At 42.2% G+C, this 21080-nt stretch carries 20 protein-coding genes and 1 pseudogene; 6 read left to right on the top strand and 15 right to left on the bottom strand.

All coding sequences use genetic code 11. The annotated features are described in order from the left end of the window. Window positions 1–466: 466 nt before the first annotated feature. The gene (locus IQ209_RS16595) at window positions 467–1543 is read left to right on the top strand and encodes a hypothetical protein (protein WP_193852315.1); all 1077 of its coding nucleotides are present in this window, start codon (window positions 467–469) and stop codon (window positions 1541–1543) included. A gap of 295 nt (window positions 1544–1838) precedes the next feature. Here the strand turns inward: IQ209_RS16595 and IQ209_RS18610 are convergent, their stop codons facing one another. Next, on the bottom strand, window positions 1839–1964 hold the full coding sequence (locus tag IQ209_RS18610) for a hypothetical protein (RefSeq protein WP_255528809.1): 126 nt from the start codon (window positions 1962–1964) through the stop codon (window positions 1839–1841). Window positions 1965–2384: 420 nt separating this feature from the next. On the opposite strand from IQ209_RS18610, the gene IQ209_RS16590 reads away from it, so the two are divergent. Then, window positions 2385–6806 (top strand): RHS repeat-associated core domain-containing protein, encoded by a 4422-nt coding sequence (locus IQ209_RS16590; RefSeq protein WP_193852314.1) that lies wholly within the window; start codon window positions 2385–2387, stop codon window positions 6804–6806. A 267-nt stretch (window positions 6807–7073) separates the two neighbouring features. Continuing rightward, window positions 7074–7325 (top strand): GlsB/YeaQ/YmgE family stress response membrane protein, encoded by a 252-nt coding sequence (locus IQ209_RS16585; RefSeq protein ID WP_193852313.1) that lies wholly within the window; start codon window positions 7074–7076, stop codon window positions 7323–7325. 44 nt (window positions 7326–7369) lie between these two features. On the opposite strand, the gene sseA is transcribed toward IQ209_RS16585, so the two are convergent. Continuing rightward, the gene (gene sseA / locus IQ209_RS16580; protein WP_193852312.1) at window positions 7370–8209 is read right to left on the bottom strand and encodes a 3-mercaptopyruvate sulfurtransferase; all 840 of its coding nucleotides are present in this window, start codon (window positions 8207–8209) and stop codon (window positions 7370–7372) included. A 39-nt stretch (window positions 8210–8248) separates the two neighbouring features. Next, the gene (locus tag IQ209_RS16575) at window positions 8249–8404 is read right to left on the bottom strand and encodes a hypothetical protein (RefSeq protein WP_193852311.1); all 156 of its coding nucleotides are present in this window, start codon (window positions 8402–8404) and stop codon (window positions 8249–8251) included. A gap of 273 nt (window positions 8405–8677) precedes the next feature. Here IQ209_RS16575 and dinG point away from each other — a divergent pair, with 273 nt between their 5' ends. Continuing rightward, window positions 8678–10789 (top strand): ATP-dependent DNA helicase DinG, encoded by a 2112-nt coding sequence (gene dinG / locus IQ209_RS16570; protein ID WP_193852310.1) that lies wholly within the window; start codon window positions 8678–8680, stop codon window positions 10787–10789. 373 nt (window positions 10790–11162) lie between these two features. Further along, window positions 11163–11504: a cupin domain-containing protein gene (locus IQ209_RS16565; RefSeq protein WP_193852309.1), complete on the top strand. Its 342-nt coding sequence runs from the start codon at window positions 11163–11165 to the stop codon at window positions 11502–11504. Between the two features lie 845 nt (window positions 11505–12349). On the opposite strand, the gene IQ209_RS16560 is transcribed toward IQ209_RS16565, so the two are convergent. From IQ209_RS16560 to rhtA, 3 genes are all read right to left on the bottom strand, one after another. Next, complete coding sequence (locus tag IQ209_RS16560) at window positions 12350–12574, bottom strand: alkylphosphonate utilization protein (protein WP_193852308.1); 225 nt, start codon at window positions 12572–12574, stop codon at window positions 12350–12352. 189 nt (window positions 12575–12763) lie between these two features. Further along, window positions 12764–13270 carry a DNA starvation/stationary phase protection protein Dps gene (gene dps / locus IQ209_RS16555; protein WP_193852307.1) on the bottom strand — a complete coding sequence of 169 codons (507 nt, stop codon included), beginning with the start codon at window positions 13268–13270 and terminating at the stop codon, window positions 12764–12766. Between the two features lie 208 nt (window positions 13271–13478). Beyond that, window positions 13479–14369, bottom strand: a complete 891-nt coding sequence (gene rhtA, locus IQ209_RS16550) for a threonine/homoserine exporter RhtA (RefSeq protein ID WP_193852306.1) — start codon at window positions 14367–14369, stop codon at window positions 13479–13481. A 287-nt stretch (window positions 14370–14656) separates the two neighbouring features. On the opposite strand from rhtA, the gene IQ209_RS16545 reads away from it, so the two are divergent. Continuing rightward, a complete protein-coding gene (locus IQ209_RS16545; protein WP_193852305.1) occupies window positions 14657–14935 on the top strand; it encodes a hypothetical protein in 279 nt (92 codons plus the stop codon). 135 nt (window positions 14936–15070) lie between these two features. Here the strand turns inward: IQ209_RS16545 and IQ209_RS16540 are convergent, their stop codons facing one another. From IQ209_RS16540 to IQ209_RS16500, 9 genes and pseudogenes are all read right to left on the bottom strand, one after another. After that, window positions 15071–15340: a helix-turn-helix transcriptional regulator gene (locus IQ209_RS16540; RefSeq protein ID WP_193852304.1), complete on the bottom strand. Its 270-nt coding sequence runs from the start codon at window positions 15338–15340 to the stop codon at window positions 15071–15073. A 259-nt stretch (window positions 15341–15599) separates the two neighbouring features. Beyond that, a pseudogene (locus tag IQ209_RS18810) lies at window positions 15600–16468 on the bottom strand (integrase domain-containing protein). 911 nt (window positions 16469–17379) lie between these two features. Further along, entirely contained in the window at window positions 17380–18216 is an 837-nt protein-coding gene (locus IQ209_RS16525) for a hypothetical protein (protein WP_193852302.1), read from the bottom strand. Between the two features lie 55 nt (window positions 18217–18271). Then, window positions 18272–18472 carry a hypothetical protein gene (locus IQ209_RS18440; RefSeq protein WP_228005937.1) on the bottom strand — a complete coding sequence of 67 codons (201 nt, stop codon included), beginning with the start codon at window positions 18470–18472 and terminating at the stop codon, window positions 18272–18274. 51 nt (window positions 18473–18523) lie between these two features. Then, complete coding sequence (locus tag IQ209_RS18435) at window positions 18524–18772, bottom strand: hypothetical protein (protein ID WP_228005936.1); 249 nt, start codon at window positions 18770–18772, stop codon at window positions 18524–18526. 53 nt (window positions 18773–18825) lie between these two features. Continuing rightward, the gene (locus IQ209_RS16515) at window positions 18826–19212 is read right to left on the bottom strand and encodes a hypothetical protein (RefSeq protein WP_193852301.1); all 387 of its coding nucleotides are present in this window, start codon (window positions 19210–19212) and stop codon (window positions 18826–18828) included. After that, on the bottom strand, window positions 19184–19978 hold the full coding sequence (locus IQ209_RS16510; protein WP_193852300.1) for an N-acetylmuramoyl-L-alanine amidase: 795 nt from the start codon (window positions 19976–19978) through the stop codon (window positions 19184–19186). Before IQ209_RS16510 ends, IQ209_RS16515 begins: the two co-directional genes overlap by 29 nt. A gap of 127 nt (window positions 19979–20105) precedes the next feature. Beyond that, window positions 20106–20375 carry a type VI secretion system PAAR protein gene (locus IQ209_RS16505; RefSeq protein WP_193852299.1) on the bottom strand — a complete coding sequence of 90 codons (270 nt, stop codon included), beginning with the start codon at window positions 20373–20375 and terminating at the stop codon, window positions 20106–20108. Between the two features lie 35 nt (window positions 20376–20410). Continuing rightward, window positions 20411–21046 carry a DUF4123 domain-containing protein gene (locus tag IQ209_RS16500; protein WP_228005938.1) on the bottom strand — a complete coding sequence of 212 codons (636 nt, stop codon included), beginning with the start codon at window positions 21044–21046 and terminating at the stop codon, window positions 20411–20413. Window positions 21047–21080 lie beyond the last annotated feature (34 nt).

Genomic DNA, 21080 nt, shown 5'->3' with positions numbered 1-21080 from the left:
AATGGTAAAAATATATTTATTGAATTAATAGTTTAGCTATCAGGTGATGCATATATAATTCAGACATAAGAAAAATATTCTTTGCAATTACTGGAAAATCTGGATGATGGGGCTATATTTGTATTGTGGAGGTCATTGTGCGGGCATATTTATTACTTTCAAATGAAAATGTTGAAAAAACATAAAAATATTTACTTATTTTTTCATATAGAGTCATTATATATACCAATCCAACTTCAAATTGCAGCTTGCAAATCAATGTGATTCTTTATATCTCCCTGCGTAGCGGGGAGATATAAGACGCATCTTGAAAGAAGATAGGTATGAGTATTAAATGATTTAAAAATTAATGTTATGCGTTTTTATTGATAAGACCATCCTTTATTCTGATGTTTATTTTATAAGTCATGATGTTAATAGCGGAGATGATATTGAAAATGATTTGTTTAACTTAGGGGAAAAACAGATGAACAATATTAAAGATGACGACCAACCAATCTGTACAGATGACGATCAATCTTGGTATGAAGTATCTGAGTTAAAAATAAAATTACCTCAGGGAAATCGTGACGCTGAGATCTTTGCTAACGGAAGAAATCGGGTCGCGATCGATATTTATATTCAAGCAACTAATTGTAAAAATAATACGATATTAGTCTCAAGTAATCAGCTTTTGCAGCATGTTTGGCTAGTTGACTATGACACACAAGAACCACTTGCCTGGAATGCACAAGAAAAAGACGATTTTACCTGGGCTTATATAGATAAACCTAATGAATTTACTAGAACGCCAAGGGTTTCATCTTTGAACAATAATGAAGATGATACAAAGTTAAGTAGGATAACTTATTATGTATATTGCTCACCCAAAGCAGCAAGTCAAATTAAACAACTTGCTGTATTGGTTACGACGCCAGCTGGCAAAACATACTCAACAGCCTTTGGAGCAGAGAGTAGTTTTGATGCATTTGTCCAGCTTCTGGCGATACATGAAACACGTTATAAGGTTTCTGATATAGATATGGTGGCCAAAGATGTCAAAGAGTATGATGATGATGGTCCTCCATATGCTCACTGGTTCCAGTATAATACCTATGTAAAGCTGAAGAGAGATGATAGATATATCGTGTCCTTATCTTGGAGTCGTGATAATTCTCTCACTGGTAATAATATACCTTTTAATTGTATGCATCAGCGTTATCATGAAACGGGCTACCACCAAGATTGGAATAATGGTTATTATTATGTACATTTTATTTGGAGCCTGGGAGAAGAAACTTACGTTTCCATAGGTAATACCACGTGGTGGGATTTGCCTATTAATTTTAATGTAGATATCAAAATTAGACAAGAGGGATCTGAGGTCGTTTGTTTTACCGTAATGTATGCCCTGATTTGGATTGATTCGATGTTACATGATACTTGGTTTGACGATTTTACTATTTATATTCATGACCAATATGGCAATTTAGGAGAATTTTTGGCACAGCCACGCAATGATAATGACGAAGAAAAACGAAAAGTCCATCTTATAGATACATAGATTTATATTTTATATATTGAAGAATGAGTCTGACATGGCGACGGCGTAAAAAGTGAGAATATTTACTTTATATATAATATATTTTTGTCAATCGCCGCAGTAAATTTCCCTTTAAGTATAATCGGGTTATGAAATAAGAAAAATCAGTTTTTTTCATTATTTCATCAAATAAAGAAAGAGAGGCGCTAAAATGCCATTTGATTTTTTCTCAAATGCCCACAACTTTCAAAGTGCGGCCATGGGCAGTGTTGATCCCCGCACCGGCTTGTATACGTATGCGATGTTGGTGGCTCGGTTAACCGGTAACCGACATCTTGGCCCCACCCAAACCTTCTCCCTGGCCTATAACCCGCTCAATACCGACAACCAGGGGTTCGGTATGGGCTTTTCCCTGGGGCTGACCCAGTATGACAGCCAGCAACGGTTATTAAGTCTCTCCACCGGCGAGCGTTATAAAGTGGATGAATATACGGACCAGGTTTACCTGAAACAGTATAAGCAGGACGGGGTACGGTTTGAAAAGGATGTCGCTCAGAATGTCTATCGGGTGATCCATAAATCAGGCACGGTGGAAGTGTTAACCGGGCCGGACAATGCCTATTCCCTCAAAGTACCGACCCAAATATTTACCCCCTTGGGGCATTCTCTGACCCTGGACTGGAAAAGTGATGCCGGCCCTGACCTGTACCTGACGAGCGTCACCGATAACACCGGGCAGGTGTTGTTAACCGTGCACTATGAGTACGGCAGTTATACCCGTTTCACGGTCTGGCCCGGCACGGCAGAAGCCTATGATATCCAGCTGCTGTTCGAGAACGGTTATGTGAGCGCGGTGAAAAAAATGACGTCGGCCGGCCAAACATTGACCTGGGCATTGGGGTATGACATCGAGTGTCGGTTTTTGAATCAGGTGGACGCCCCGACGGGGTTGACGGAGCGGGTCAATTATCAGCTTGACGGCCACCGCTTCCCCGAAGGCGCCCCCCTGTCTGCATTACCCTATGTCACCCACCATACACAGTCGCCCGGCCACGGCCCGGATATTGTGCGCACCTATCAATATACCGCGGCCAATTTTCTGGGGTACGGGGCGAAGGGACACTGGCATGCGGATGAAGATTATCTCTACGGGGTCCTGAGTGATTACCTGTATGGCTCAACGGAACAGTGGGACAATGGCACCACGCAGCGCCATATCACCCGCCGCTATAACCAGTACCACCTGCTGGTGAGCGAGACGACAGTGCAGAACGGGCACCAACGGGAGCATCAGACTGACTATTATGCGCAGGTGGGCAGTACGTTTGACGACCAGCCGCCCCAGTTTCAGTTGCCGAAAACAGCCCGCATCAGCTTTAATGATACCCCTGACGTGGAGGTGATCCAGACGGCGTTTGATGAAGCGGGTAATCCGACCGTGCAAATAGCGCCGGATGGCACCCGCACGGACTGGGTGTATTATCCGGCCGCGGGGGAAGCAGGGGCTTGTCCGGCATCACCGCATGGCTTTGTGCGTTTTGTTAAATCCAAAACTGTCACCCCCGGCAAGGCGTCACCGGCAGGTACTTATGAGGATGCGCCAATCCACCGGATGGTCTATCGCTATACGTCGTTACCGGCGCTTGCCGGAACTCCCGCAGACTACGCTGTGGTCTGCACCTATCAGGGCGGGTATAGCGCCGGGCAGTTACTGCATGAAAGTCAGTCTGGCTATATTAATGATGTAAATTCTCCCGATCATGGGCGCATTCATCATATTGATGAAACTGTGTATGCCCTGTCCGGAGAGGAACAGGCGGCCGGCAAGACGTGGCACAGCCAGCAAACCTTCAGCTATACCCTGCAGGGGGAGGCATTGGTAAAAAGTGGCCAATGGACCGGGCATGACCAGCTGAAGCTCACGACCCAGCGTACCCAATCACAGGTTAGCGGTAAATTATGGCATGAAGTAGATACCCAGGGCTGTACCGCCCACTATGACTATGATGATCTTGGGCGTATCTCAGAGCATACCAGTAATGTGAATACCCGCTATGCCCAAAGGGTACAGTATGCCTATGCCATTGAAGAGGAAGGCGCGGTGACGACCACACAAACCGATGTGTGGGGCAACCAGGTGCGCACCCGCTTTGATGGACAAGGGCACGCCTACCAGCAGGAGATATTGGCAAAGGGGCAGGAAGATCAGGGCTGGCGTTTAGTCTCAGAGATTGAGCGGGACAGCTGGGGGCGAGTCGTGGCCCAAACCCGGTATGATTGGTTGCCGGTGGAAAATGCATCTGACCGTGCAGTGCCGGTTGCGGTCAGCCAGCGGATGGAATATGACGACTGGGGGAACTTGCAGCGGATTATCCAGGCTACGGGCGAGAGCATTCAGCACGATTATGATCCGGTAACCCGCACGGCGAAGGTGACACGGCAGGCGGAAGGGCTGTCTTTTAGTCAGTGTACGGTGGTGTATGATACCCGTCACCAGCCGGTCACGATCACCCTCTGCGATAGCCAGGGCACCCCCTATAGTCAGCAGCAGCATCACTATGATGGCTTGGGACGGTTACGGGCCACGGTTGACACCCTGGGACAGAAAACCGAGTACACCTACGATTTATGGGGACGGGTGTTGACGATAAATCACAGTGACGGGACGGTGATCCGAAAATCCTATGCGCCGTTCACGACAGGCAATCTGGTGGCGCAAATTGCGGTGAATGAGGAGGTGCTGGGGACCCGTCGCTTCGACAGCCTGTATCGTCCCATTACAACCACCTGTGGAGGGCGAACTTACTGTGTGTCTTACCAAGGGGAGAAACCCTATCCCAGCCAGATCACCGATCCGCGGGGCCAGACGGTGAATTATTGCTATGAACCGCGGTTAGGTAATGTGCCGACCCACGTGGATGCCGGTGACATCCAGCAGGACTTTACTTTCGATCCCAGAACCGGTGTGCTAACCGCCGCTAGCGCGGCACAGCAGGCCTCCCACCGTCTGGAATATACCGCCGCTGGCCGTTTGCAACAGGAAACCTGCCGTTTTGACGATACGGGAGCAGGGGCAGCACGAAAGGCAAACTACACGTATTCCCCTGCCGGTCAGCTGACGGCTTACCAGGATGTCACGGGGAAAAATTGTGGTATCAGTTTTGATCAGTTTGGCCGGCCGATTGCTGCGCGGGATGCTGATATTGATATCGAATTGACCTATGATGCGGCCAGCCGCGTCAAGCAGTGGACGGTTCACGACAAACAGCATGATAACACCATAACCACCACGCGCAGTTTTGATGAGTTTGGGCGTGAGACGGCTCGCCAAATCCAGACCGCCACGGAGACACTGAGTGTGGCGCAAACGTATACCGTCAGGAATCAGGTGGCTTCACGTACCACCCGTTCACAAACTGCCGGTGTGTTACGTCAGGAAACCTACACCTATGATCCTGCCCGCCACTGGCTGACTGAATACGAATGTACTGGCCTGGAACCCCCGCGGGATGCTTACGGCTTTAGCATTGCACATCAGAGTCTTACTTACGATCATTTGGGGAATATCCTGACCTGTATCACTACCCTCGACGACGGAAACCGTGATACGGCCACGTTTCTTCACAATCCGTCAGATCCTTGTCAGTTACACACCGTCACCCACACGCATCCGGGGTATCCGGCCACGATCACTCTGGCGTATGACGCGGCTGGCCACCTGATACAGGATGAGGCGGGCCGCCATTTAACGTACGATGCCCTGGGACGGCTGTCGGCTGTCCAGTTCAGTGATACTCGCAGTACCTATGCCTATGATGCGGCTAACCGGTTGGTGTTGCAGCGGTTGGGGCCAGACCAGACCCATGAACTTTATTATCATGGGACGACGCGCGTCACAGAAATTCTGCGTGAGAGTGGCGCGGCGACCCGTTTATTACGGGCACAGGGGGAAACTGTGGCGGCCATCACGGGGGCTAATACGCATTTACTGGGCACGGATGGTCATAGTGTGCTGGTGAGCCATCAGGGCGAGGGCACCGAAACCCGCTATCGTTATTCGCCTTATGGACAGCAGGCTGAGGCAGAGCGCCACCCGGATATTCCGGCCTATAATGGTGAACGCCTTGATCCGGCAGCGGGCACCTATCATCTGGGGAATGGGTATCGGGCGTATAATCCGGTGCTGATGCGTTTTAATGCCCCCGATAGCTGGAGTCCATTTGGTGCCGGGGGGCTTAATCCGTATGCCTACTGTCTTGGTGACCCTATCAATTATATTGACCCGACGGGGCATATCAGCCTGGGCAGCCTGTTTGGGATTATTGGGGGTGTCATCGGGCTGGTGGTTGGCCTGGTGCTGGCTATTCCCACTGGAGGAGCCTCACTGGCGGGCGATGCCGCCATTCTTGCGGGGCTGGTCGCGGATGCGACGGGGATTGCCAGTGCCGCCACAGCAGACAGCAACCCCCGAGCCTCGGCCGCCCTTGGCTGGATCTCGATGGGATTTGGGGTGCTCAGTCTGGGAGCGGGTGCCCTTGGCGGTCTTGCCAGTGGTCTGCGGAGGCTGGGCCAACGGCCGGCCGCGTTTAGCGAGACGTTTGAGGCCACTTATCACTATAGCGGCGGGGCGCCAAGGGGAATGAATTTTGTTACTCCTCCTGGAACACCAAGCAGATTACGGGGGCGTATGAGTAGTGATTATGTACTCGCGTTCAGGCGTGCTATTAATGAAAATAGGATTGTATCAGTTGAAAATCCCATCGGAAGTAATATCCATACTATAGGACTGGAGACGCGTGGATTATCGTCTGCTGATGGCGAAGTAGAATACTTGAGAAGAGCATTTTTTAGACCAAGGGGAGGTGACTCCAGTATAGAAATTGTTAACAATATCGTCCTATTAGAAAATGGAACTCAATATCCAATGGAGATTGAAAATATAGATTTTGAAGTATTATATTTACACTTTGTAAATGCCAGCATACTAGATACTAGTAATATAGCTGATCTTGTTATTGACACAGTTAATGCTCTTCGCTATACCATAAGTTCTCACATAGTAGAAACTTCAGAACTTAATGCTAACACTATCCATATGATGGAAACTGTGTGGGGGAACGTTAGACATTTTCATTTTAGTGTAAATGATTGGCTATACTATGCAATGCGAAATTCATCTTCTCATCTAGTTTTCCCGCCTGATATACAGTCAGGTGATAATGCATTTCAATTTTTTAATCAGTATGTCATTCAAAATATCAGGATAATAAGAGGAGGTAGTTAAGTTTGATTATTAATATCTTCATTTTTTATCTTATAATTTATACCAATCCAACTTCAAGATGCGTGTTATATTTCCCCGCTGCGCGGGGAAATATAAGGCCTCGCCTCGTCTTACGGATTGCAACTTGAAGTTAGATTGGTATAGATCGGCCCTCATTCTATTGCTACTTTTACAATTTGCAATTTTTTTTGTTGGTGTCTTGACTTAAAGCAGAGAAGAATAATTGAATCAGTGAACCAATAACTTAATCAGTATTGGAGGTGGTATATGGGTATTCTGTCATGGATTATCTTTGGCTTAGTTGCCGGAATCCTTGCTAAATGGATTATGCCGGGAAATAACAGCAGTGGCATCATAATGACGATTATTCTGGGTATTGCGGGGGCTGTGGTTGGTGGATATATCAGTATATTTCTTGGTATGGGAAAAGTGGACGGCTTTAATTTGGGGAGTTTCGTTATTGCCGTTATTGGCGCAATAATAGTCCTGTTTATATACCACAAAATTTCTAATCAATAGTACAAGAAAGGGCATGTTATTTTGATGCCCTTTGCTATTATTATTTATTTTTCTATCGGAAGTGAATCATCAGCTCCCCATTCAGCCCAAGAGCCGTCGTATAATCCTGTTTCCTCATGGCCAATCATATCAAGCCCCAGAACTAAAACGGCGGCTGTCATACCAGAGCCACAACTGGTAATGATAGGTTGGCTTAAGTCAACGCCCTGTTTGCGAAATATTGCTGCAATTTCTTCTTGTGGCTTATAGCATCCATTATCGATCAGGGCTGTCCACGGAACATTTTTAGCGCCGGGCAGGTGCCCCATCCTCAGACCTGGACGGGGTTCCGGCACTTTTGCCTGAAAACGGTCTTCTGCTCTGGCATCAACAAATTGAACCCCTACATCGTTACGGAGAGCATCAAGGATCTGCGCCTGAGAACAGACTTTTTCAGGAGTAAACTGGATATTGAAAACTTCGGGAGAGCGAATAACTTTACCTGATTCGGTGGGATAACCGGCTTGCTGCCAGCCTTGTAAACCCCCTTCAAGAATGCGGATATGCTGGGCTCCAAAAATTTTGAATGTCCACCATGCTCGTGGAGCGGAGAACATATTGCCTTGATCGTAAATTACCACCAGATGATTTTCACTGATGCCCATTTTGCTAACAGCCTGACGGAAAGTTTCCGACTCCGGCAACATATGGGGCAGATTGGTTTGTAGATTAGCGACCTTATCAAGATCAAAAAATTGTGCGCCCGGAATGTGTTTCTCTAACCAAAGTTGGTGATAATTGATAGATTGGGTAGGCATTGGGGCACTGGCATCAACGACAACGATATTCTCATCATAAAGATGTTCGTTTAACCATTGTGGACTGACAAAATATTCATTTTTCATGAGCTTCCTCATCTGGTGTTACGATACAAGCCAACGTATTTATTGTTGCCCTGTTGGAGTACTTTCCTGCTGAGTCTGTTGTGGCGCTTCTGTTGGTGTGGTTGAGCGGGTGTATATATTCATCCCTGCTAGAAGGTTCCCACCAATTGAGCCGATGGAAAATAATATGATGATAATGAGCAGGATTTTTTTCATCTCTGTATCCAATAAGGTTTTAATAAAGAGTTATAACGGTTATAAAAATCCAAAAGTATATCGGCTTCTACATTCCAAACAAGCGATAACCGATTTTCTTGCATTGACAGTAAAAAGACTGGAAACCGCTTCGCAGGAATGATCATATAAAGCTGATTTGAGATCAGTTCTATGGGAAAATTATTCCTTACCAAATTGCGTTTATGTGTTTGAATAGTAAAGACAGAAGTATGATGAAAAAAATAACCCCCCAATTTTTAAGCAGTAAAACTCATGACTCTTTCTAGTTCAGTAAAAAGTCAGATTAGTCAGTGGTATAAATCATTATCTACCCATATTGATGGTTTTATTCCACGAGCTCCGCAACGTCAAATGATCGCCGAAGTTGCAAAGACATTGGCAGATGAAGAAGGGCGGCATTTGGTGATAGAAGCACCAACGGGAATAGGAAAAACGTTATCATACCTGCTTCCAGGGATTGCCATCAGCCGGGCAGAACAGAAACCATTGGTGGTTAGTACAGCTAATGTTGCCTTACAAGATCAAATTTACAGTAAAGATTTGCCGCTGCTGCGTAAAATTATTCCTGACCTGAAATTTACGGGCGCTTTTGGTCGGGTGCGTTATGTCTGCCCGCGCAACCTGGAGGCCATTTGTGCCGCAGAAGGAGAGCAGATTGACTTGATGTTTCTAGTCGAAGATCAGACTGAAATTGCGAACAGTGAAGAGCGGGAACTGTGTCGCCGATTGCGCAGTGATTATACGACGTTTGTCTGGGATGGCTTACGTGATCATCATAAACTGGCACTGGCGGATTCATTGTGGGCAAAAATCAGTACGGATAAGGTGAACTGCCTGGCACGCAATTGCCAGTTCTACCACCGTTGCCCATTTTTTCTTGCTCGCAGGGAAATTGAAGATGCAGATGTTGTCGTTGCCAATCACGCTTTGGTGATGGCAGCGTTGGAAAGTGAATCGGTTTTACCGGAGGCAAAAAATCTGTTGTTGGTTTTGGATGAAGGGCACCATATTCCCGAAGTGGCAAGGGATGCGCTGGAAGTTGAAGGGGAAATAACCTTATTCCAGCTTAATGGGCAATTAGATACCTTTGTCCGTCATGTAGAGCAATACCTGGTTCAATTCCGGCCGGCAAAATCGCCTGCTTTGGCAAATATCCCTCGATTACAGAGCCATTGTGCAACAATCCGTGAATACTTTAAGGAATTGGCGGAGATAACACAGGCGCTCTTGCCTGAGCGTGGTGAAGCGGAAGAATACCTGTTCGAACTGGGAAAGTTACCGGATAGTTTGCTGCTATGCTGCCAGCAATTATTTAAACTCACTGATGGATTACGTAGTTTAGCTGAAGCGATTTTGAATGATTTAAGTGATCAGACGGCCAAACAAGATATTGTCCGCTTGCATCGTGCTATTTTACAAGTCAGCCGAACATTGGGTTATTTTGAGAATATGACAAAATTGTGGCGTTTGGCTTCACAAGAAGAGTCTTCCCATGCGCCAATATCCAAATGGTTAACGCGACGCGATGAGAAAAACCAATCGCACTTTTATTTTCATTGTGCGGGCATTCGGGTTAGCGAACAATTAACCCAAATACTATGGCGTACTATCCCCCATATTGTAGTGACATCGGCCACGTTGTGTTCACTGAATAGCTTTTCCCGCATTCAGGAACTTACCGGATTACACGAAAATTATGGTGATCGTTTTATCAGCTTGTCATCACCTTTTGAACATGTACGACAAGGACGTTTGGTTATACCGCAAATGACACAGGAACCGACCATTCAGAATGAAATGCAGCATCTTGAGGAAATGTCGCGTTATTTCCGCTCTCAAGTGATGGCAGGAAAACATCGGGGAATGTTGGTACTTTTTAGCAGTCAACGAGCAATGGAAGGGTTCCTCACTTTTGTTACAGACCTGCGGTTGATGTTATTGGTACAAGGTGATCAGCCTCGTTATCGATTGGTAGAAACACATTGCAAGCGTATTGATGAAGGACAAACCAGCGTTCTGGTTGGGTTACAGTCATTTGCAGAAGGGTTGGATCTGAAAGGTGATTATCTTTCACAAGTCCATATCCATAAAATCGCATTTCCTCCCGTAACCAATCCGGTGATCATTACTGAAAGCGCATGGTTGAAATCTTTAAAACGTTATCCGTTTGAAGTACAGAGTTTACCCAGCGCTTCCTTTAATTTGATCCAACAAGTGGGGAGGTTAATTCGCAGCCATGAGTGTTATGGTGATGTGGTCATTTATGACACTCGGTTATTCACCAAACGTTATGGTTCACGTTTATTGAATTCTTTGCCGGTATTTCCCATCGAACGGCCAAAGGTGCCAGCGGAAAAGGAATAACTAACTCGAGGATGGGTTATTTATAACTTGATGTAGACCTTGCCTGTGGTGCAGACGGTATCCGTTATCAAGACAAAATTGCGCCTACTGTGGGATAAAAAAACGACAAAAATCATCGACATTACAGAAGATTTCAACTAAGTTGTCCATGGCCTGTTTCTCCCCCGGAGCTGTTTGATGTGTACCAACACTTTGCTCCAGGAACAGGCTTATCGTCGATTTTTTTACCCAGAATTTGGGTTGGTTATTCTGCGCACACGTTGTTATGAGCTAAGTATTACACTCGAGAAAAGCGCATAGCCCGACGAAATAGCTAAAGTCATTTTGTTTCTGGCCTCTAACCAAGCAAGTATATAAAGGAAAGAGATATAATATGAACCATATTGCAGCATTGAGAAAAGTCAATAACTTAAAACAAGAATTTGATTTAATAGAAGAAATCTGGTCACCTAAGGTGATAGCTCAAACAAACGAATATAAGATAATCATATTGCTCGCTGAAGGTGATTTTATATGGCATACACATAAAGATGAAGACAAGGTGTTTATGGTTATTGAAGGTGAACTTCGTATAGATTTTAAAAATGATCACGTAATAATAAAGCAAGGTGAGTTTTTTGTGGTACCTAAAGGGGAAGAAAGTAAGCCTTCGTCCAAGGAATTAACCAAGCTGTTATTAATAGAACCATATATAGTCGCGAATTCAGGCCAATAAATTATTAATAAAAATTGTCAGGTCGTGAATTAAGATAATAAGTGCTACACGTGATTTGAGGTGGAGACAGGGGAAGCGACTGATTAGCTTCTCTTGCTCCTACCACCTACAAGTTGGCGTGGAATTTTGAGGTTTTTAGCCAGCTCAGTAGTCAGGTGTGTGTAACGGTTTATCGTCCATTTTTTCGTTTGTAATACCCGCCACTATTGAAGATATCAGTACCTTAATAATGACGGGGATATGTCCAAAACTAAAAATCCGGGCTTGAACTTACAACTTATTGAAATCAATATTATTTAACAAAGTTAAAGTTATATCGTATCTATTGGTGCATACATATGCTATATATCTCTTTAAGGCAAAATTGATATTTTTTAGGATGTTGAATATGTTTGGCACATCTGATACGTGCGACTTCTTTGCATTGTTCAGATTTATTATTCAATTGTGCTTCTGTTGCAAATGTATTCCATGATGCTAATAGCAAAATAGCTGTGCATAGAGTCAGTGAAATTTTCATCTTGTAACCTCTATCTAAATTTTAATATTTTCAATATGTTTGCTCTATATCAGAATAAAGACATACTTATAATAAATTTTCTTATTTGAAATTCCAATCTATTTGGTGTTTTTCTGGACTGGGTGTGTGAATGGCATATTTAATGGATTGATTTTCCGAAGGGTATTGCTATTTTTTGTGTTAAAGCTGAATTGGCAAGGATAGCCGTCAGTTGTCTGACTGCATATAATCAATCTTATTCAATTTTTAATTCTATTAATAAAAAGGATAAATAATATAAAAGTTAATATTATTTATCCTTTAAGTGAAAATGGGGTTGTAACCGTTATTTATCTACTTTTTTCAGGAAGCAGGTTTTTAGGACTAATCCCTTAATTTTATCGGCATTACATTCAATTTCGTCTTCGCGGTGAGTCAGGCGGATGTTTTTGATCAGTGTGCCGCGTTTCAGTGTCTTGGAAGTACCTTTAACTTTCAAGTCCTTGATAACCTGAACTGAGTCGCCGTCATTCAGTAATGTGCCGTTAGAATCTTTGACTTCGATATCCATTTTATAGAATCCTCATATTTATTTTTGAATCAAACAGGGATTATAGAGAGAAAAATGATTTTTTTAAAGGTTTGTGGGATTTTTAAGGGTATAACTTCTTTTTTTCATGTTTTTTCCATCAACAATGGATATTGATGTTAAAAAGGCCACAGAGGTGGCCTTAAGTTAATGAAGAATAATGTTTTTATTTTATTGCTCAATATTTGCTTCGATAAACCATAAAAATTTGTCAAGATCACGAGATGCCGCAGTAAACATATCCGCAGTGTCTTCATCTTCCGCATCAATGATCGCCTGACGAATATCATTAGCAACGACAGCATAACGATCCGCTAGCGCTTTTAGATGATCCTGTACTTCGTGAATATCCGTTGGATAGCTTTTCAGGGGGGTACGTTTATACACTTCCTGAACAGTACCCAGCGCGGTTCCACCTAATTGAACGGCTCGTTCTGCAAATATATCAAGGTGTTCCGTGATGGAATTACGAAAATCATCCAACATTTCATGAATGGCAATGAAATTGCGGCCACGCATGTTCCAGTGAGCCTGTTTAGTCAGCATGGATAGATCGATAAATTGGCTTACCATATGATTTAAGGTAGTAATTGTTCTCTGTTTTATACCTTCATCAAGATTGTTTCGGGTATAAATCAGGCCAGAAGGTTGGGTTTTGAGTAATTTCGCGGTATTCATAATAGTGCCCCCTTAATTCTGAGTAATGAGTTATCTCATTAGATAGAATAAATTTAGTTGATCATTTGCCGGAAGTCATATTGATTACCTCTATTGAATTGATAGTTATTATGTTGGTCGGTAACGCTTTGATAATTTACGAAAATAAAAAACCGGAGAGTAAATATTTCTCCGGTTTTAATGAATCATCTCTGTATTTTTACAGTCGTTATTCTACTTTTTCTATTCTGGTTTTTCTCTTAATGGTTGAGGTGGAGCCTATGGAAGCACAAATAATACAGAAAAGGGCAATCCATTGAGACATTGCCAAATGCTCATTAAGAAAAATGATGCCTGATAATGCGCCCAACGCAGGTTCAAGGCTCATTAATGTCCCGAATGTTTTGGCTGGTAAACGAGTAAGGGCAATCATCTCCAGAGTGTAAGGAAACGCGGTGGATAAAATGGCAATCCCCAGGGCAATCGGCAGTAGAGACGCATCGAACAGGAGTTCAGGGCCAGTCTGTATTAATCCGATTGGGAAGAAGATAAAGGCAGCAATAAGTGAGCCGATAGAAACTGTTGCGGCACCATAGCTTGCTCCAGCACGTTGCCCAAAGATAATATAAAGTGCCCAAAAAACACCGGCTCCCAATGCGTACAAAATACCGATCGGGTCGAGTGTATTGACGCTATTCCCGATTGGCAATAGGAAGCTTAATCCGGCAATGACTAAGGCAATCCAAAGAAAATCCAGAGGACGGCGGGAAGAAAACATGGCTACCGCTAAAGGTCCAGTAAACTCAAGTGCAACGGCAATGCCGAGCGGAATTCGGGATAAGGACATATAGAACAGATAGTTCATTGCCCCCAAAGAAATGCCGTAGGCGAAAAGCGGGAGCAATGAAGAACGCTGAAATTTCAACCTCCATGGTTTAAAAATCAGAAATAGGATAATCGTGCCTAATGCAAGTCTCAGAGCTGTGACACCGGGTGCGCCAATGACAGGAAATATTGTTTTGGCCAGCGAAGCCCCGGCTTGAATTGATGTCATTGACAGTAACAATAAAATCACAGGAAGCAGTGAAAAAGAAGCTGCCCGATGATTGGAAAGAGACATTTTAAAGAAACCTCAGTTACAACGTGTTATTTAAGGGCGCCATCTTCGCAGTGAAACAGATATAACTCAACAGTATTATCAGTTGCATGCTTGTAGCAGACTATGATCCCCTGATTGTCAGGTTTAATAAAATGGCTGATGAGCGGTTCTTGCTGGAAAAATCTTGTCATATGGCAATTGTTGAACAAGATTCAGTTTTATTACCCGGTACTTGATCGTTTTAATAATTATATTATCCTATTGATGAAATTTAATACTAATTGATTGAAAGTAATCGAGAGAGCCTAATGATAATAAGAACGGCTACTATGCAGGATATTGAGGCTATTTTATCTCTTTATAGTGTATTGTTTAGTGAAATGGCTGCATTGCATCCGGATAGAATGCAATCGGCTGAACAAGACAGCAATTTTATTGCTTCAATATCAGGAATCGGAAATAAGTATAATCAATTGAATATAAAAGATATATTATCTTTACGCCCTTTTATGCCCCTTTTAATGCCCCAGGATTTTTTTGTTTACTTTTTTTCATATATGACTGATTTTTATTATTTATATCATTAATTGCGTGATTTTCAACCATTTTAAAGAAAAAAAGCCTTGAGGGTTAAAAATGGTCAGATTTTGCTGCCATTTTATGCTCAGGGCTTGAGATAAAAAATATTCATTTTTACGATGTCGATCACAAATTACAGCGGGTTATTCCTGTGGTTTGCTGCGAATCTTACGTTCAATCAACTGACCACGCCGATCAAAGTAACGGCTCGGCCAGATTTCAGAGGGATGAATGCCAAGATAATTCGCAATTATCCATTCGCCTTTAGGCCACTGTCTGCTGAGTGCATTTGCCAATGTTGATGAACTGAGTCCCGCTTCACGGGAGAGGGCTGCTAAGGTTGTTCCGCGTTTACGCAGTGCAGCGATGATATCGGCCTGATGCCAGTCGTTTTGAATATTGTTGCTATTCATTCCTGCTACCCCTTCCATTAATTAATATTGATGGTGGCGATTCAGACAGGGTTCGCGGACCGGAGATCAACCATTCCGGCAAGGCAATGCCTTCCCCGCCTGAATCACCATTGAAAGGGCGATAACAGGCACACTGGTAGAAATTTCCTACCAGTGGGTTGATCAATCAAGGCCGCGACGCCTTGGCCATTAGATTTTGCTAATGGCGGGAATACTTTAACTGATTGTTTTATCTAACTCAATAATAGAACGGCTAAGTTTAACGGCTATAAACCCGCTCGACATAACGTCCACGGCCATCACCATGCCCCAGATCCATTGAGACCAGTGCCCTTGCTTCCTAATGGCTAAAACCATTTTTCTGGTAAAAATTCAGCGCATCCTGCGCCCACGCATAACGCAAACTGTGGGGAGAATGGTAGCCTGTTAAACCAATCCTTGTGGTATGTGTCCGCCAATAGCTCATGGCTTGTTTGAGATCCGGTTTATCAATCAACCTGCCGCCTCGTTGTTCTGCAATAGTCATTGCCTGTTCGACAGCCTCTTTCACCGCTGCGACATCCAGTACGCGGGTTTGCCTTGGCCGGCCGCCTTTTGTACCGAAAACAACATGCAGTTTTGGCTCTGGTTGTTCTAACTGTTTGCGCCAGCTTTTCAACGAAGCACTGCATTGCACCGCTTCCTGAGAACGTAACCCCAGCAATCGGACGAGTTTCAGTGTGACGGCAAACCCGGCATCCTGTTCAAGCGCTTTCTGATAAACGACCTGAAACGTCGCATCAGGGATAACCTGTTTCGTTCCGGCACGGCTGGTTCCACTTAATCTTAATGCCTGATTGCTCAAACGTGGCGAAGTTTCCAGTTTTTCCCGGCCTGCCATGCAAAAAATATTACGCAGCGCAGCCATTTCATTTTGCACTGTACGCTTAGCAATCCCTTGAGATAAACGGGTATCAACATATTGCTCTACATGTTTGGCTTTCAAATTCTTGAGGCTTTTAACCTGAATATTCAGGCTCAATAACAATGCGCCCAAACGCCCCGCAATCCGAATACGGTCATGGCAGGTCTTATGACTACCACCCACTTTCCGGGCAAAAATTTTAATTCCTTAATCAGTCGGCCCATTATCTTCCCCTTGCTGATACCTGATAACCTACAATCTCTGGCGCGCGATCGTTCCGGCAAAACAGAAAATGCCTGCTTTGCCCTTGATCGATATCTGTGCGCCAGAGTGAACGCAGGTTGAGGTATTGCGGGGTATCGGTTGAGTACGCGGTACTGCCGCCTGTATTGACAGGTCATCCCCACCGGCTAAATGCCAGCCTCGATATCGTCAAGTTCTCCTTTTTCAATCTATAAAATGCAGTGTCAGATTCACTGAGTGGTGAAGCAGGCGAGAGCCTGTCAGAGTTGCGTGGTTCTTTGGCTGCGGCGTCACTTTCAGCGATAAATCCGCAAAAAGTGACGCCTTGCGTTCTGTGAACAGTCAGAAAAAATTGTGTAGACGTTGAAATGCCCGCAGGCACAGCGAAATGCCGCAAAGTTCAGTGTCAAACGGTAGTCATCAGTTAAGTGTTTTGGCGTAGAAAAATTGTCCGCTGAATATTTCAGACAGTGATTGTGATAAGTATGAACCGGATGCACAAAAGTCATCCTATTATTCATTGAAGATAAAGGAAAATAGAGCTTATGTTGATATGAAAGATCAGTGCATGACCTAATGTTCATTACACTTGATTGGCAATATAAAAACACCTTTTGGGTGTATTTTTTAGTTTAAGAGACCTTCATTGCCAGACGAGGGGTTAGTGTTCTGACAATATCTGCTTCCAAAGGTGGGCAGATGTACCGCAATACTTGCTCTCCCTTTCAGGCTACAGGAGTTTTTTATTTTCGCTAAAACGCGCTTTGAACAAGTTTATATTAGCTAATTTTTATGGCTATAGCAATAAAAAAGATCATGTGTAACAAATATTTTTCTTGATGATTATTAGGCCAATTAGTTCTATTAATAACCGATTGGCCTAATAAGTTAATTATCTTGAGATGACAACTTTTCCGTTGATTATGGATAGGTAAGGACCATAAGTGGTATCCTCACCACTTTCCTTGTTATGAAAAATAATAGGAGAAAAACCAAATGCGCCTTTTTCTAAACGGAATAAACGACCATTTTTATAACTAACTAATTTATATATTTTCCAATCAGGTTCTTTAATTTCAAATTTATCACTTATATCTTCTTCAAAATTCATAGAATCAAAAAATATTTTAGCACTACTATTATCTGCTATAGCCCATTCTTCCCATGCGGGCTGACTCATTTTCCATACCTTATCTAAATTACGATGAGCAAAAGTATTACTAATTTCCTGATAAAATGTTTTTATGGAAGGTAAATCATTCTCAGTTACTGGCTGTGCTTTTGTCCACATCCAGTTTGGTAAATTATTCACTGAAAAGGTTTTTTGAGCCGCAAATAAGTTTTTTTCTCCTTTTTTTACTGACATATTTTCGTAATCAAATTTTTCATTCGGATTTATTGAGTTTTTCGTTATAACATTTCCGTTGTCATCCACCGTTAATTTGATATTACTAATAATTTGCCCTTGTTCATCATAAGCAGAAACTTTTTTGATTGTCACTTCACACCATGATTCTGGGTGGAATTTCTCCGTGTTTTTGTCAAATGATTTACGACCCATAAGTAATTTTACTGTGTTAAAGCCATTTTCTAAAAAAGCCGATATATTATAACCACTGGATTCTGTTCCTGTACGCGAAGAAGTATTTTCCAATATTAATATTTCATTTACTTTTAACGCACATAAACTACGATGTGTATTAAATGAGACTAAATATTTATGTTCCATAATTGATTTACCTGATGCTGTTTTTATTATCATTAGTAACGTAAAGAATAAAAGGCTACCCCAAAGAAATCCTGTAAGTGGATTTTTCTTTTGGCAGTGGATCTTGAAATATCCAGTCTTTTTCAATAGGTTCGTCTTCATGATTTAATTCTCCATCATTATCTATTTCATCATCATTTTTTTTTGTTTTAATACCTACTCCATACTTCACGCTAGCAGATGCCTGAATTCCATCATGATAAAGCACAAGCTCCATACTTTTTTCTGTAGATTCTAGCGCTACTAATACTTTGGCTGCAATTTGTGCTTAAGCATCAAAATAACCGTTGACAGCATAATAACGGACACCGCCGCGAATATTCGTTTCGGCTCTGATGCCAAATCCGGTTTCTAATACGGTATCTTTTTTAAAAGACCACTTTCCTTTGTCATTAGATTCCCAACCAAACATAACGTTCCAGTCACCACTAAGGATCAAATCTAATTGGGCACCATAAAATGCCCCATTTTTACCTTGCTTGACTTCTTGTTCGAGTTCTTCTCCTTTTCTTAGCACATTATAGATGGTCAGGATTGAAATATTTCTCCAAATTTGACCATCTTTTGTTTTTATGGATTCATACCATCAAAAGGAAAAATGAAGAAAGGTTCACATTTTTTTTCTTCACAACCTAAAAAAATTTCTTTATCCTTGTTTATAAGTGTAATCATCCCTCCACCATTTATATAAAATTTCCATATTTCATTGCCTATCTTTGCTTTTCCCACTATATCACATGGAGTTTGATAGAAAATATTATATGGAGAATAATCATATTCTTTGCTAAGATTAAAAATATTATTTATATCATCCTTACTTAATTTCCATTTTTTACATACATCAATAATACTTCTATCATTGTTCTTTGTTATTTCCAACCCTGTTACATTAATTGTTTCCACTTTACTTTTTGAATAAATATAAGGACTAAATACTATTAGGATAAAGGTTAGCACCTTCACCTTCTGTTTTATAAGATATTTTATCATGTTCATATATATCACCTTCACCTAAATTATAATTACACTTTAGTAAACTGACTAATTTCTTGATCGAATCTTTTTGTTGTGTAGTTGCTGGATCCCAAAATTTGGATGCCTTATTATAACTCGCAACGACTTCAATTCCTACACTATCAGTATTCATAGGATATCTATCAGGATATTCTTTTGATTTTTCGTGGTCATGAGTTTTTTTTGGATTCCATCCCCAACCTTTTATTTTTTTCTCCTCGCTTGAATTACAATTATTTTCTTCCATACATTTAGATTTTATTTTTCCTATATGATACGTATACTGCTTTAAACTGGCTGTTTGCTTTATAGTACCGTCTTTGTCTATGATAAAATGCGTTCCAACACCAGTTGATTTGAATGATGAGATAGCAGTTGACATACTTGAACCCCCTGTTCTATGTAATACTATGGCATTTACTGTACTCATTTCGCCATGCTCTAATTCACTAACGCGATCTTGAATTATATCGGAGTTTTTAAAAAATCCATCATCGTTAACATATGTAATTTTACTTAATACATACTTAACAAAATCATTTCTCGCTTCTGGAGGTGGACATGTAGCACAGGCTTTACCAGCATTCCATGTGTTATTTTCATCATGTTTCGATAATTCTTTTATTAGCTCTTCTTTTTTATTAAAGCAGGTACTATCATCGTTTAGTGCTACTAACAATGTTTTTTCCTTTTCATTGATAGGATCCATTTTGTCTTCCTTTCATTGATAAATTAACTGAGGTTAATCAAGAAATATTGGTTAAATATGGTTCGTAAACTACCAGTTTCTTCTTATACAACATAACGTGTATTTATATGTTATTACTCAAATATCCTCAGCCAATATTCACGCTGCCTCCACCAATAACAACTCCACCACAATCAACAGCGTCTCCTGTTCTAGCGGCAGGTTTTCCTTCAATAAACACAGATCCGGAACCTTCAGCAATCGCCCGAGAATGTGACGAGTGTGATTCCAAAGCATCTCCTTGTCTGGCTAGGTAAGCACCGTCCACCTTAACGCTGCTGGCACCTGTGATAATAGGTGTTGCCGGACAATCTCCATGTTCTGTTCCAATATCACCAATTTTAACGGCATTTCCCATATTGTTTTTCTCCTAAATTAATTTCAAGATAGATATCAAATTTTAAGAAAAAATCTCTTAGCCCTATACCAGCCGGGTGTTCCATTATCTGCAAGATTGGCTAAAATTGATTTATCAAAGTTATCAATGTCAAAATTGTCTTCTCTGATCACTTTTTTTAGAATTCCTTCTATAGAGCGAGCATCTGTTATTTTCTCAGAAATAAGATAATCATAGAAAAAAGCTAAAAATGGTAATGAGTTATTGATGCTGATACTTATTCTTAGCTCTGTTAATTCAGATAGCAAAATAGAATCAAGTTTTTGTAAATATTTCTCCTTTTGCTTTATTTCGATCAATTCATACTGAGATTCACTGATTTTAAAAATTTTATATTTCCCCTTGGCATTATCAGGAAAAGGCTCTCTGATTTTGGCAAAGTTATCCGTGCGTTCTTCTTCAAGATAAAGTGTTGTAATGCGCAATATCGGCCCCAAAAAACAATGTAATTCCCAGTCACTCAAGATGCCGAGAAAATCCCAGATATTACGCGGATCGTAAAAACGAAAAAAAACGGGTTTTTCCTGTTTAGGTAGCAATACTTGCAGGTATTTACGTAAATGTTGCCGCACGGTTTTCATATCAGCTTCGCTGTGGACGAAAATGCCCCACGGCGTTCTGCGATATTCCAGCCAGATTTTAACTTCTTCAGTAACCTGTACCAGA

This window comes from Xenorhabdus sp. BG5, assembly GCF_015163665.1.
Lineage (GTDB): Bacteria > Pseudomonadota > Gammaproteobacteria > Enterobacterales > Enterobacteriaceae > Xenorhabdus.
Note: the sequence above shows the minus strand (reverse complement) of the source record. Positions and strands in the feature narration are given on the sequence as shown.